Genomic DNA, 14,055 nt, shown 5'->3' with positions numbered 1-14,055 from the left:
TGCATGAGGAGAAAAAATTTTTGAATAGAAATAATTATTTTTCACAACATAATAATGTAGTTCACAACTAAGGAGGTTGCACAATGAGCGCAATTCAACGTATAGCACTTGTACTTACAATAATCGGAGCCATTAACTGGGGGTTAATCGGATTCTTTCAATTCGATTTAGTAGCCGCTATCTTTGGTGGACAAACGTCAGCATTATCAAGAATTATCTACGGATTAGTTGGTATTGCTGGCTTAATCAACCTTGGGCTATTATTTAAGCCTTCTGAAGAAGTGTCAAGAGAACCACGTCCAGAAGCAAGATAAACACAAAAGCGCAAGCGCCTTGGTTAGCCCCGGGCAAATAAGACGATTTAGAATAGAAGGCGTTCTTTGCCTTCAATTCTAAATTGACTAGACCCTAGAGGCAGTCAAAAACGCGACGTCCTGTCGCATTGACTGCACTTGCACGTCCTGTGCGATCTAAGGCTAGGCGCTGGAGCTGGATGTCAAAGCGGTTATCAAATTCTTGCAGTTAATAATGTCAAAAACAAGGTAGAAAAGACTAACACTACGTTAGTCTTTTACTTTTTTATTTAGGTAAACAAAAGGATGTCCCCAATGCATTGGGGACATCCTTTTTACCGTTCATTCTTATTTTTTTACTTCTTCGCGTTTTGATTGCTCAATCCACTCTTCTAGTTTATCCTTCAATGTATTGAAACCTTGAGGAGTTTCAGTCTCAGCCTTAACAGTTGCTTGACGTTTTTTTGGTTTTTTAGGAGCTTCTTTTTTCTCTTCCACAGGTGCTTCTTGAGTTGCACGGATTGATAAGCTAATTTTCCCTGATTTTTCGTCAATTGAAAGAACTTTCACTTGCACTTCATCATTTATATTTAAGTGCTCGTTTACATCCTTAACAAAACCATGTGTAATTTCAGAGATGTGTACTAATCCTTGTGTTTCTTCATCAAGTGCAACGAATGCTCCGTATGGTTGAATTCCTGTTACTTTTCCTGTATGAACACTACCTATTTCAAACTTAGTTGTCATATTTAACACTCCTATTTTTCTTATATTTATATGTCCCAATATACGCAATTAAAAATTATACCACAGCTTAAGACATTTGACAAAAGATTTTGAACTGCTCTCTCACATTGTAGTATACCCTAAAAAAAGCAACGATGAACTCGTTGCTTTAAAATAGTGACCGATATTCTACTTTTGGAACCCCATCTTCAAGTCGAAGCTTGAACTGAGCTGTTTCTCCATTTTGTTTAATATAAGTATGCTCTACTCTTTCTCCATCTTGGGTATAAGTCCAATTAACCATTTTCACTTCGTTTGACAACTTTTGAATATTTAGTTCTGCTCCCTTTATTTCTGATGTAAATTGCTCAAGTGTTGGGACATCAGAACCTGGCCCTTTATAAGTCAAGATATATGCCATCTCATAATCCTCTGTAACAAGAGCGTACATATACATTCGTGCTACAACCAAATCAATCGTATTATTTCCAGCAAAAGGACCATCTAATAGCTGATTATTTTCTGATTGTTTATATGCTTCATACGTTTCCATCATTTGATCTGTCAACGGTAATAGATTCACACTTAATCCATTTGGAACAACTTTTAAGTTGGATGGAATAAGGGTTTCTACCTCTTGTTTTAACTCATCTGTTAATTGATTGTTTTGGTCTCTTAGTTTATTCAAAAAGCTCTGTACAATTTTAGATGTCTCACTGTTAGGGTTTGCTGAAATAAAGCGATCAAACTCGTTTAGAATTTCTTCGTCAATATATCCTTGTTCATTTTTGATTGGAGTATTGTTTAACCCGGTCAAATAATAGTGAACCCATAGTTGGTATAATGACTTTACTTCATTTAGGTCTTTAAAAGTTGGATTTTTTAAGATAATGCCTTCTAAAAGAATGATTCTCTCCTCAAGCTCTTTCCTGGTAATAATTAAAGCACCATCAGATGTGATTTTAGCTCCTTGCTGAATGTCAAGATAACCCTCTACTTCTTTTGACATTTGACCATTAAAAGCTTCTGAGATTTTTGTATAGTCTATCTTAAAATAAATGGTACCTTCACCACCATCAATAAAGATATATCCCATACGTTTCATTTCTTCAACTAAGTCGATATATTCTTTAGAGCCGCTGCTAAAATCAGGTGAATTTAACTTCTTCACATATTCTGATATGTTCGTTACTTCTGCTTGATACTCTTCATAAACTTTTTGCCATTTATCTGTATATCTTTCTTTCAGATATTCCAGTTTTTCAATATATTTGATGATTTCCTCGTCACTCACTTGACCGTCTTCAGTCATGGTACGAATTAATTCAAATTCTTCGTTAGGGAGAGATACACGTAAATCAATGATTTGCTTTACATTGTCCGAGTAATTTTTTAGCTCAGTTTGCGTTTTGTACGATGTTCGCTCTTCAAATTTTTGAACAGCCTCTTTGGCTTCCTGTACAAATGCATATTGTTCCACATCTTGAAAACCTAGCTCTTCTTCAAGCTCATCCACTTTTCTTTCATAATATCCTCTTATTTCGTTCATTGCAGTCTCAATGTCATTAGCTGTTACAGGCTGATTTTCAGTTGTATTCTTAGAAGGTGGTGAGTTTGTACCTGTATTTTCAGGCTGAGTTAATAGCTGTGTTGCTAGTAAGCCTGCAATGAACAAAACTCCAATAAACGATGCGACATATGGTAATGTGAGCTTTACTTTCCGCTTATATGGTTTTTCTGCTTTTTTTACTTCCCCAACAATTTTTTCGACAGAAGAGATCGTTGACATTTGGTCATAAGAGTTCTTTAGATTCTTCATTTGTTCTTCAAATAATTTGTCATCCATAAATGTCACCTTCCTTCTTCTTGAACTCTTCTATTACTTTCTTTAGCATTGTTTTTCCTCTGAGAATCCTTGTTTTAACAGTTGATAACGAAATGGACATAATATCAGCGATTTCTTCATATTTTTTTTCATGAAAGTAAAATAGCACGATTGGAACTCGGTATTTTTCATCCAGCTTTTGTATGGCTAAATGCAGCATCCGGTCTTCTTCATTTCGAATCACTTCGGCTTCTGTTTCGGGATAGTCTTCATTTCTAAAATCCTGTTGTATTTTAAATACCTTACGAAGGTTGGACTGTCGTTTCCGAGCAAAGTCTCTCGTGACATTTAAGGTGATTTTATATAACCACGTAGAAAATTTAGCTTTCGTAAATTGATCAAGAAAACGATATACGCGAATAAATACTTCCTGCGTAATATCTTCAATTTCATCCTGTCTATTTCCTAATTGATAGGCAAATTTCTCAACGATGGGATAATGCATCTCTACCAGTTGCTGAAATGCATTCATATTGCCTTGTTTCGCTTTTTTGATTAAGTCATCTTCATTCATGTTTCACTGCCCTCCTCTTTCACTCATTAAACGAATGGTTACAGGAATTTGTTGCAAGCTTGAATGGAACTGGATGGAGAAATAAAATGAGGAAAAAACAAAAAAATGGGTTTAATATATACAAAAAGGGGGGAATACTATATCCATAAGGCTTTCTAGTATTTCCCCCCTTTTTTTCTCTATATATGCTGACCTAAATGGTCAGCATTTTTTTTGTACAAAACGTTGCATTCTTCGCAAAGCTTCTTGTAGTTGCTCTAGGGAAGATGCATAAGAGCAACGGATATACCCCTCTCCACTTTCTCCAAAGACACTTCCAGGTACAACGGCTACCTTCTCTTCCATTAATAATTCTTCTGCAAATTCTTCTGAAGATAGATTTGTTTTTTGAATTGATGGGAATGCATAAAAAGCTCCTCCAGGCACATGACACGAAAGCCCCATTTCATTTAACGCACTAACAAACAGGTTTCTTCGTTGTCTGTAGCTTTTTTTCATATGCATAACATCTTCTTTTCCATTTTTGATCGCTTCAACTGCAGCATATTGAGCCATTGTTGGCGCACACATCATGGCATATTGATGAATTTTCAGCATAGCACTTAAAAACTCCTGTTGTGCTGCCACATATCCCAGACGCCAGCCTGTCATCGCAAAACCTTTTGAAAAACCAGAGACAAGAATTGTACGTTGAGCCATCCCCTCGATTGAAACAAAGCTTGTATAAGCTTCATCGTATGTCAGCTCTGCATAAATCTCATCTGAGATAACTAATAAATCATGTTTTTCAATAATACTAGCTATTTTCTCAAGGTCCTCTTTATTGAGAACTGTTCCGGTTGGATTGCTCGGAGAACACAAAATGATCGCTTTTGTTTTTTCTGTAATTGCTTTTTCCAGATCTGATGGCTGTAATTTAAATTCCATTTCTCCGCTTGTTTGAACTGAAACAGGAACTCCTCCAGCTAATGATACCAGAGACGAGTATGCAACAAAGCTCGGTTCGATTACAATTACTTCATCGCCCGGATTTACGATTGCTCTTAATGCAATATCAAGTGCCTGGCTTGCGCCTACTGTAACAAGAATCTCTTCTTTAGCACTGTAAGTGATATCTGTTTTTTCTTTTAGGTAATAGCTAATTTCATTTCTCAACTCAAGCAATCCGGCATTAGCCGTATAAGATGTATACCCCTGCTCGAGTGAAAGAATACTTGCTTCCCTTACGTTCCATGGAGTAACAAAATCAGGCTCACCTACACCTAAGGAGATTACTCCTTCCATGCTTGAAGCCAAGTCAAAAAACTTTCGAATTCCTGATGGTTTTAAGCTTTTGACTGTACTTGACAGATAATGAGACGGTTCAATCATGGTGATACCACAATTCTTTTGTCCTCATCATCTTGTTCGAATATAGTACCATCATGTTTATATTTCTTTAAGATAAAATGAGTTGTTGTTGATAATACTGAATCTAATGTTGAAAGCTTCTCGGATACAAACTGTGCAATTGCCGACATAGACTTCCCTTCAATAATGACGGAAAGATCATATGCTCCAGACATAAGGTAGACTGATTTCACTTCATTGAAACGATAAATACGCTTCGCGATATCATCAAAGCCAACGCCTCGCTTCGGTTGGACTTTCACATCAATCATTGCCTTAACACCTTCATGTCCTTCCACTTTGGCCCAGTTCACCTGTGCTGTATAGTCAACGATAATCCGCTGCTCTTCAAGTTTTTTTATGATGTTATTTGTTTCTTCCACTGATAGATCAATCATTTTGGCGATTTGTTCTGCAGTCAAGCGGCAGTCGTCTTGTAATATTTCTAACAGCTCCACTTCTTTTTCACTAAACTTCATTTAAATACCACTCCTACTTTTCAAATCTTCAGACAATTATACCACCATATTACTTATTTTTCATATGTTTCACAAAAAGAAATAGGGGTAGATTTTTACATGAGTGTTTTTTATTTTTCCGTATAACCTAAAAGAAAAGCGCAAGCGCCTTGATCAGCCCCGACAAGCATAAGAAGTAAATGAATAGAAGACGTTTTTTGTCTTCAATTCATTTGCGGCTTATGACCTCGAGGCAGTTACTAACGCGACGTCCTGTCGCTGTAACTACACTTTGCACGTCCTGTGCTTCGGGGCTAGGCGCTGGAGCTAGACACACATAAAATACAACATGTTAAATCAATCTAATATTTTACCATACAATCAACGATAATTTATAGGAAAATTGGAGTGAATGCTTATGGATTATTATTGCAGTGCCATGAAAATACTTGGCATTAACGTTCACTATGAGGTATATAAACATAATCCTCATAATCCAACCATTGTCTTAATTCATGGATTTCTTTCCTCCAGCTTTTGCTATCGTAAGATTATTCCAATCTTACAGGAGGATTTTACACTTGTGACAATTGATTTACCTCCATTTGGCAAAACAGAAAAATCAACAAATTTTGTCCATTCCTACTCAAACATGGCAAAGGTCGTTATTCAGTTAGTAGAAAGGTTAAATATAAAGAAAGCATACCTTGTGGGACATTCAATGGGTGGACAAGTTTCTCTAAATGCCGCTAAGCAGAGACCTGATTTATTTGAAAAAGTGGCATTACTATGCAGCTCAGGCTATATGAAAGGTGTCCACCCTAGTTTAAAGGTCGGTTCATATTTTCCCTATTTCTATTTAGGGATAAAACATTGGTTGGCAAGACAAGGTGTTTTAAAGAATTTATACAATGTTGTTCATGATCGGTCTCTTATTGACCAGGAAATGATGGATGGATATATGGAACCGTTTCTAGATGATAAAATTTTCAGAGCGTTAAACCGGATGATTCGTGATCATGAAGGTGATCTTTCGTCAGAAGAATTAAAGCTAATTGAACAACCAAGCTTACTTCTTTGGGGGAATGAAGACAAAGTCGTACCAGTTCATATCGGGGAAAGATTAAAAAAGGATTTACCGAATTCAACGTTTTTTTCCTTTAAACAAACTGGACATCTTGTGCCTGAAGAAAGACCTGAACATGTATCTGAAAAAATTGCTTCATTTTTTTACCAGGCAACGTAAAAGAAGCCCTTATGAATCTTTATCATAAGGGCTCCCTCTATATCCTACTTCGATTAAATCTCACAGCTTGAGTTGTTTTTTATGAATAAAAGTTTTCCAGCCATCTTTTCACAATCGGAAAGTGGAATAATTTCTTCAAAGGAAAACTCATAAATGGCTTGTATTTTTCTTGCAAGTTTTATTTCTTCTTCAAAAAGATGTACAGCTTGCAACACATCAACTACTTCTGTTTCATAATGGCCTGCCCCATAACCTAAAGGATCCCATTGCAATAATACATCCATAATTTTCAAATTCGTTTGTTGTGCTTCCAATTTTTTCACCTTTAATAATCTTATTTTTTGCACTGCCATTGTAACATACTTATAGTAAGAGTATACATTAGAATCTAACAATAAAAAGATGAGGTGTGATAATCAGTGAGTCGATTTGATAAAGTGATTAATCGAAAACAAACAGATTCAGTAAAGTGGGACTATACAAAAAAAATTTTCGGTGTGGAAAATGTCTTGCCAATGTGGGTAGCAGATATGGATTTCTCAGTACCTGAAGAAGTAACAGCTGCATTACACTCCCGTGTTGATCATGGAATTTTTGGTTATACAATGCCGGGGACAAATATGGAAAAAGCCGTGCAGAGCTGGTTAAAAAAACGGCATAGTTGGGAGATTGATACCCAAACCATCACATATAGCCCCGGGATTGTAACGGCAATTAGTTTAGCTATTCATGCTTTTACATCTCATGACGAAAAAATCGTCGTTCAACCACCTGTTTATTATCCCTTCTTTGAAATTGCTCAAAAGCATGAGAGAGAGGTATTATTCAATAAATTAATTCTTAATGAAGACTTCCGCTATGAGATTGATTATGATGACCTCGAAGCAAAGCTTTCTGATGAAAAAACCAAGCTGTTTATCCTTTGTAACCCTCACAATCCTAGTGGACGTGTTTGGTCGCGGGAAGAATTGACTAAAATCGGTGATCTTTGTATTAAACATAATGTCATCATCATTTCAGATGACATTCATTCGGATCTTTTATTATTCGGTAATAGTTATACACCAATCGCATCAATAAGAGAGGATATCGCTAAGCAGACAGTTACATGTATCGCACCAAGTAAAACATTTAATTTAGCAGGCCTCCAGGCTTCTCTCGTGCTTATTCCTAATGATTCTCTTAAACGAAGATATCACGATGTTCAACAACTTTTCGGTCTTCTGAGCATTAATACATTAGGTGCGGATGCAATGGAAGCAGCCTACTCTTATGGTGAAAAATGGCTTGATGAACTTCTCCCATACCTGGAGGAAAATGTTGTCATAATCGAAGACTATTTAAAAGAGCATTTACCCGAAGTGAAAGTCATGAGACCTGAAGCCACATATCTTGTATGGCTTGATGCAAGAAGTTTAAATAAAACAGATAAAGAATTACAAGAACTTCTACTTAAAAAGGGGAAAGTGGCATTACATATCGGATCTAAATTTGGGGAAAATGGGGAAGGATTTTTAAGAATGAATATTGCCTGTCCAAAATCAACTATTATTGAAGGAATGGAAAGGCTTGTCACAGCTTTAAAAGCTTAATAACGATCCATCCAAAAACTCTTTAGATTTTCCAATCAGTTGATATCTGAAGAGTTTTTGGTATAAAAAAGATCCAATTATTATAGAAAAACAATACTTACTGCCAAGAATGGGGAAGTCAATGTCTTTTCTTATACTTTAATACTTTAATATAGTTAAACTTTTTTAAAGTATTAAAATTTTAAACAAATCCCCTTCAAGTAATGGTATAATTAGACAGAAAATACTTTTACTAACTAAAGGTGACTAATAATGGATCTCGTAAAAGATATCATCCTACAAACTACATTTGTTATTTTACCAATTTTTATCTTTCATCTGTTTTGGTTAAGCAGGAATGATCTTAATGCATTGAAAACGAATATACCTTTAATCACAATCGGGTGTATGATTTCATCCATTCTTTGCATTATTGCTCCAATTGAAATTATTGATGGTTTATATTTCAATTTGCATACAATCCCATTATTTATTAGTTTTGTATATGGCGGCTATATTTCCGGCTTTATCACTCTTCTATCAACAATAGCTTATTTTGTATATCCGTATGAATATAGCCTGTTTTATCTGGGTATTAGCATACTAGTCTATGGTATCATTTCACTATCCATTCGGAATCGTTGGCTTACATATTCCTTAAAGAAAAAATTCATATACACACTGCTTTATGGCGCAAGTATTCTGAGTTTCTCCTTAGCAGTATTTTTGTTTGTAAGCGTTTCAAAATATGAATCGATTCATTTTCATCAAATTTTCCTTGTCGGGATATCCATTTTTATTTTAACCCTAATGTTAGCCTTATCCGTTTACCTTATTGAATATATGAGAGCAACAGCTGTATTACGTTTAGAGTTAGTGAAAGCCGAAAAACTATCCATAGTGAGTGAACTTGCCGCAAGTGTAGCCCATGAGGTCAGGAATCCACTGACTGTTGTTCGGGGCTTCGTCCAGCTTATTGGAAACTCAACCGATAGCACAGATAGTCAACGAAAAGAATATATGAATCTTGTTCTTGCCGAATTAGACCGAGCTCAATCCATCATTACAGACTACCTTGGAATGGCTGGTCAACACAAGATTCAAAAGGAAAAAATCAACCTAACTGATACTCTAAATGAAATTACGGTTTTAATGACTTCGTATGCTAATTTCAAAACGGTTCGATTCAATTGTGATATCGAAAAGAACTTGTATGTCTTTGGTGACCGTTCAAAATTAAAACAAGTATTTATAAATATTCTTAAAAATTCTATTGAAGCTGTTCCAAGTATCAACGGTATCGTGTCTATTAAAGCTGAAGTGAAGGAAGAACTTATTTATATTAAGATTTCGGATAATGGGGTTGGAATGACAAAAGAACAAATCGAACGTTTAGGAGAGCCTTATTATTCTCTTAAAGAAAATGGGACTGGTCTCGGATTAACCGTTACCTACAGCATCATAAACAGTCATGGCGGATCTGTAAAGTATTCAAGTGAACTAGACAAAGGAACAATTGCCGTTGTTCGATTGCCCTTCTATGTCAACAAAAACACCACACATCCATTTGAGGTGCACCAAAATTTAGGGTAGAAAAAAGATAGGTATTGTTTTTTGTTATCATACATATTTTATACACAAAAAAGGATGATTGTTAGTCATCCTTTTTACTTCTGTTCTTCCTCTTCAGGCTTAACTTCCTTCTTATCGCTTCGTTCTGCCTCTTTTTCAGTAATTTCACCACATGCGATTCTCTGTCCGGAATTGCCTGCAGGTTGTGTCATTCCGTCGTCTTTACCATCTGTTATGACAATAGACGTACCTTCTTGACGGAGCAAGGAGTTTTTTTTGTCAGCCTTTAACGTTAGCTGAGGTGCCATTAATGTTGCTTCAGCTTTCCCATTTTCCGAAATGATGTTTGGCAGGTCCCCTGCGTGTGCTCCTTCGGGATGAAGCAACCCGTGTTGCTTTTCATCAGGGTTAAAATGGTTTCCAGCAGATTTAAACTCGGGAGCTTCACATGTTCCTTTTTCATGTATGTGAATTCCTAGCTCCCCATCCGGCAATCCCTCCAGCATAACATCCAGTTCGACACCCTCTGACTGCTCTGACACTTTAATTGTCCCTAAAGAATCACCGCTAGTATTAAACATTTCAACATCCATTTTCGTGATTTCCTTTTCCATACAACCGGTTAATACAAAAAGAAACACAATAGAAAAAAAAGTTATATGCTTCATCATACCCTCCAACAAAAGTATTGGCTAAAGGGTATTTTTCGCTTTACAGTCTGTTTTTATACTATTCATGAACACAAAACTGTGAGCGATTGCAAAACATGTTAGATACTCACTTTTCTTTTGACTGTTTGCCTTCATTCATTAAGTTATCCACTTTGTCTTCTTCCTTTTTTGATACTTTTAATATAAAACGGAAAGCAAAAAACGCTGCGATTGTAAAGATGACCATTGTAATAGCTGCTGGAATATATTCCGTTTTATCCTCCGGGAAATATAAGAACAATCCTATTATAGGGTTTAGATAATCCATTTTATTCACGCCCTCTCTTTGTCCTACTATAGCAAGATTTTTTGATTTTCACTAGTTTGCAAAAGCAGATAAAACAAAACGTTCACAATTACGCCGGAATACCGACTTACCGAAATAAATGGTAGTATAGACAGAGAGTAGTTCTTATTAAATGAAGTTTAGTTTAAGGGGGTAAACATGGTGGAAGAAAAGAAAATTGGAGATGTTGTAACAGGGATTTATAAAACAGGAAAATATATTGGAGTTGTTACGGACATTCGCCCAATGCATTACTTAGTCCAAATAAAAGCAGTTATTAAGCATCCTCAACAAGGAGATTTACATAATCCGAAACAGGTGGATGTCCAAATATTTCATGAACGAAGAGCTTTAGCTTTTAATGAACAAACAAATGTACCAAAGCAGATGGTTAAATCTTTTGATGGAGATATGCCAGATTATGATCAGTCTTTACAGAAAGCTGTGATAGCTATGAAACAGGATTTAGAAGAAATGAACACCGAGTGGGCAAAACTGTCGTTAAACAGACTACTTGTATTGGAAAAAGAATACTTCCCTAAATAATCATAAATGCTTTACTCAATAACAATATTACTCCACACTTCATACAATATTGTTATTGAGCTTTTTTCTTTGTTTACTTCCATTGATAAAGTTATGTTGCATATTTATTTAAAACCTCTGATAAATCGATTCGGTCTCCGATTGTAGGTGGAGTCGGTTTTTGTAAATAACGCTTATCATCCTCAACTAACTTGAATAAATTATAGGTAGTTAGAGCATCATCCAGTGCACGATGATGTTTTCCAGTAGCTTTCTTTCCGTATTCTTCAACAGCCTTCCATAAACCGGTTTGATTACGATCTCCAAAGAACTTTTTATATTCCATTGATAGATCTCTAAATTTACCTGTGAACGGGAATTCTATTTTATTCATATCACAATTATGTCTTAATACTTTCATATCCATATTCCCCCACGTAATAACGGTTGTAGGGGCTTTTTGATTATAATTAGATAAAATACTTAATAGTTCAGAAAACGTCATACCCTGGTCTATTTTTTCCTGTGAAATTTGCAGAAAGGTTTTACATCGTTCACTCAAAATGGGGAATTGGTTTGGTTTTACGTATGAGGAGAATTGCTCTTCAATCTTTTGGTTTTTAACAGAAACAATACCCACTTCAATTATTTCAGGGTAGAAACCCTTTGGGTTGGATTTTCCTTCTGGCATTGTAAATTCAAAATCAATAAATAGTAATTGCTCTTGTCCCTCCAATCTGTTTCACTCCTCCTTTACTAAGAAATAGTTTGTTAGTTTCATTATATCACCGAAGCGCAAGAAAGAACTTCAATTTTCCGAAAAATAATGAAATATCCCTTGACTATTTTTTTATAGTAAATATTTAAGGTGGACGATTCATTTTAAATATATTCAACTGGCAGGATTGTTAGGTATAATTTTTTTAGAACATACACAATCAATACGCTTATTTTTAAGAAAATCATGTACAATAGGACTAATGACCTTAAAAAAGCCTTGTCTACTAATATAGAAAGAAAGTGAATGTATGCGGAGATTATTTGGCTGGATTTGTATCTTTATCATGGTTCCCATTTTCCTCCTTTGTGGATTTATAGCAGGAAAAGAATCTCAGGCAGTTAAGGGATTGGGAACTGTATTAGATGAAAAAATCCCTATCGAATCTGTTCAACTCGTTGAAAACAGCTATGTCTTTGATCATGAGGGTCGCCTAATATCAGAGATTGTTACCGATCAACAAAACCGAACATATCTTTCATATGAAGATATACCTGATGTTGTCAAAACAGTATACATCGAATCAGAAGATAAGCGTTTTTTTGAACATATCGGATTCGATGCAGCAGGTATGCTTCGGGCAGTTTTAATTAATGCTCAGTCTCAATCGGTTGAGCAGGGTGGGAGTACCATTACCCAGCAATTAGCGCGGAATGTTTATTTATCACACGAACAAACTTATAATCGTAAATTAAGTGAGCTTTTATATTCCTATCAACTGGAAAAAAACTTCACAAAGGAACAGATCTTAGAAGCCTACTTAAATGCCATATACTTCGGAAATGGAACATATGGAATTGGGACAGCTTCCACTTATTATTTTAATAAACAAATTCAGGAACTCAGCTTGGCTGAGCTTGTCTTTATTAGTGCTATACCAAATAACCCGACTATGTACGACCCGGTAAAAAACTTTCATGCAACGAAAGAGCGGCAGGAAAGATTGCTTCAGATTCTTTATGAAAATGGTTCTATCTCAAGTGATGAACTGCAGGATGCTTTGAAAGGTTCTATCAACCTTTCCATAAAAACCCGGACAGATACTAATGCCGATTATGTGACATATGTTCATCAAGAGTTAAAACAATTAATCGCTGAAAAAGAAGGCTTTGCTCAACAAGCAGAATCAGCGAAAAATAAAGAAACACTTGAAAAACAACTAAATGAAAAAGTGAATCAAGTCTTAAGCAAGGGTGTTATTATCCATACAGCATTGGAAACTGAGCGTCAGAATACATTAGTACGTGCCATAGAACAGTATATTCCATCAAAAGATATACAAGGGTCAGCTGCAGTCATTAATCATAAAACACACAAAATTGTTGCTTTATCCGGTGGTAAAAATTATGAAAAATATTCATTTAACAGAGCATATCAAGCATACAGACAACCTGGTTCAGCAATAAAACCATTATTGGATTATGCTCCCTACATTGATATTACCGGTGCAACAGCTACCTCAAGAATTGACGCAGGTGAATTTTGTAAGGATGACTGGTGCCCGGAAAATTATAGTGGTAAAAATTATGGAAAGGTCACATTGGAGACAGCCCTTAAATATTCCTATAATACGGCAGCAGTTCGCTTGCTCGATCAAATAGGAATTGAAAAAGGATTTTCTTACTTGGATCCTTTTCAGTTTGCAAACATCTCAAATAGCGACCACCATCTTCCAGCTGCAATTGGTGGTGTCAGCATTGGTGTATCACCACTAGAATTGACAAATGCTTACACAACCTTTGGTAATAAAGGGTTCTTTTATCAAAACCATGCGATTACCAAAGTAACAGATTTAAATGGGCAAACTCTCTATGAGTGGAAGGAAGAGCCAACACGTGTTTGGAAGGAATCAACAAATACACAAATGCTTTCATTACTGTCAGCTGTTGTAAAAAGTGGCACAGGGCAAAAGGCATACTTCCCAAGTGACTATATCGGAGGAAAAACAGGTACTTCTAACAATTATTATGATCTTTGGTTTGCCGGTCTGACAGAAACGTATACAGGGGCAGTATGGGTTGGAAAAGATAAGCCTGCTAACATTGAAAGAATGTATACCCAATCACCTCAACAACTTATTTGGAAAGAGATGATGAAATAAC

Annotated in this window: 15 protein-coding genes; 6 read left to right on the top strand and 9 right to left on the bottom strand. The window is 35.8% G+C overall.

Annotated features, from left to right (window positions below):
* Nucleotides 1–83 precede the first annotated feature (83 nt).
* Nucleotides 84–314 carry a DUF378 domain-containing protein gene (locus BK577_RS11040; RefSeq protein ID WP_078432926.1) on the top strand — a complete coding sequence of 77 codons (231 nt, stop codon included), beginning with the start codon at nucleotides 84–86 and terminating at the stop codon, nucleotides 312–314.
* A gap of 327 nt (nucleotides 315–641) precedes the next feature.
* Here the strand turns inward: BK577_RS11040 and yugI are convergent, their stop codons facing one another.
* The 5 genes from yugI to BK577_RS11015 form a co-directional block, all read right to left on the bottom strand.
* Nucleotides 642–1,040 (bottom strand): S1 domain-containing post-transcriptional regulator GSP13, encoded by a 399-nt coding sequence (yugI, locus tag BK577_RS11035; RefSeq protein ID WP_078432925.1) that lies wholly within the window; start codon nucleotides 1,038–1,040, stop codon nucleotides 642–644.
* A 148-nt stretch (nucleotides 1,041–1,188) separates the two neighbouring features.
* Nucleotides 1,189–2,865 carry a hypothetical protein gene (locus BK577_RS11030; protein WP_078432924.1) on the bottom strand — a complete coding sequence of 559 codons (1,677 nt, stop codon included), beginning with the start codon at nucleotides 2,863–2,865 and terminating at the stop codon, nucleotides 1,189–1,191.
* Nucleotides 2,858–3,418, bottom strand: coding sequence for an RNA polymerase sigma factor (locus BK577_RS11025; RefSeq protein WP_078432923.1), 561 nt, complete (start codon nucleotides 3,416–3,418; stop codon nucleotides 2,858–2,860). The genes BK577_RS11030 and BK577_RS11025 overlap by 8 nt, the downstream gene beginning before the upstream one ends.
* A 201-nt stretch (nucleotides 3,419–3,619) precedes the next feature.
* Nucleotides 3,620–4,789, bottom strand: a complete 1,170-nt coding sequence (locus BK577_RS11020; RefSeq protein ID WP_078432922.1) for an aminotransferase — start codon at nucleotides 4,787–4,789, stop codon at nucleotides 3,620–3,622.
* On the bottom strand, nucleotides 4,786–5,286 hold the full coding sequence (locus BK577_RS11015; RefSeq protein WP_078432921.1) for an Lrp/AsnC family transcriptional regulator: 501 nt from the start codon (nucleotides 5,284–5,286) through the stop codon (nucleotides 4,786–4,788). The genes BK577_RS11020 and BK577_RS11015 overlap by 4 nt, the downstream gene beginning before the upstream one ends.
* A gap of 397 nt (nucleotides 5,287–5,683) precedes the next feature.
* On the opposite strand from BK577_RS11015, the gene BK577_RS11010 reads away from it, so the two are divergent.
* Complete coding sequence (locus tag BK577_RS11010; RefSeq protein ID WP_139367296.1) at nucleotides 5,684–6,511, top strand: alpha/beta fold hydrolase; 828 nt, start codon at nucleotides 5,684–5,686, stop codon at nucleotides 6,509–6,511.
* A gap of 53 nt (nucleotides 6,512–6,564) precedes the next feature.
* Here BK577_RS11010 and BK577_RS11005 read toward each other — a convergent pair whose 3' ends face one another.
* Complete coding sequence (locus tag BK577_RS11005) at nucleotides 6,565–6,864, bottom strand: DUF1871 family protein (RefSeq protein WP_180321208.1); 300 nt, start codon at nucleotides 6,862–6,864, stop codon at nucleotides 6,565–6,567.
* Between the two features lie 66 nt (nucleotides 6,865–6,930).
* On the opposite strand from BK577_RS11005, the gene BK577_RS11000 reads away from it, so the two are divergent.
* Nucleotides 6,931–8,103, top strand: coding sequence for a MalY/PatB family protein (locus BK577_RS11000; RefSeq protein WP_078432918.1), 1,173 nt, complete (start codon nucleotides 6,931–6,933; stop codon nucleotides 8,101–8,103).
* Between the two features lie 252 nt (nucleotides 8,104–8,355).
* Entirely contained in the window at nucleotides 8,356–9,675 is a 1,320-nt protein-coding gene (locus BK577_RS10995) for an ATP-binding protein (RefSeq protein WP_078432917.1), read from the top strand.
* A gap of 74 nt (nucleotides 9,676–9,749) precedes the next feature.
* Here BK577_RS10995 and BK577_RS10990 read toward each other — a convergent pair whose 3' ends face one another.
* Entirely contained in the window at nucleotides 9,750–10,322 is a 573-nt protein-coding gene (locus BK577_RS10990; protein WP_078432916.1) for a superoxide dismutase family protein, read from the bottom strand.
* 109 nt (nucleotides 10,323–10,431) lie between these two features.
* On the bottom strand, nucleotides 10,432–10,632 hold the full coding sequence (locus tag BK577_RS10985) for a hypothetical protein (RefSeq protein ID WP_078432915.1): 201 nt from the start codon (nucleotides 10,630–10,632) through the stop codon (nucleotides 10,432–10,434).
* A 180-nt stretch (nucleotides 10,633–10,812) separates the two neighbouring features.
* On the opposite strand from BK577_RS10985, the gene kapB reads away from it, so the two are divergent.
* Nucleotides 10,813–11,196, top strand: coding sequence for a kinase-associated lipoprotein KapB (gene kapB, locus BK577_RS10980; RefSeq protein ID WP_078433538.1), 384 nt, complete (start codon nucleotides 10,813–10,815; stop codon nucleotides 11,194–11,196).
* Nucleotides 11,197–11,287: 91 nt separating this feature from the next.
* Here the strand turns inward: kapB and kapD are convergent, their stop codons facing one another.
* The gene (kapD, locus tag BK577_RS10975; protein WP_245823504.1) at nucleotides 11,288–11,866 is read right to left on the bottom strand and encodes a 3'-5' exonuclease KapD; all 579 of its coding nucleotides are present in this window, start codon (nucleotides 11,864–11,866) and stop codon (nucleotides 11,288–11,290) included.
* A 337-nt stretch (nucleotides 11,867–12,203) separates the two neighbouring features.
* Here kapD and BK577_RS10970 point away from each other — a divergent pair, with 337 nt between their 5' ends.
* Nucleotides 12,204–14,054 (top strand): transglycosylase domain-containing protein, encoded by a 1,851-nt coding sequence (locus tag BK577_RS10970; RefSeq protein ID WP_078432913.1) that lies wholly within the window; start codon nucleotides 12,204–12,206, stop codon nucleotides 14,052–14,054.
* Nucleotide 14,055: the final 1 nt, after the last annotated feature.

Source organism: Metabacillus halosaccharovorans (assembly GCF_002019635.1).
In the GTDB taxonomy this organism is placed as follows: Bacteria; Bacillota; Bacilli; order Bacillales; family Bacillaceae; genus Metabacillus; species Metabacillus halosaccharovorans.
Note: the sequence above shows the minus strand (reverse complement) of the source record. Positions and strands in the feature narration are given on the sequence as shown.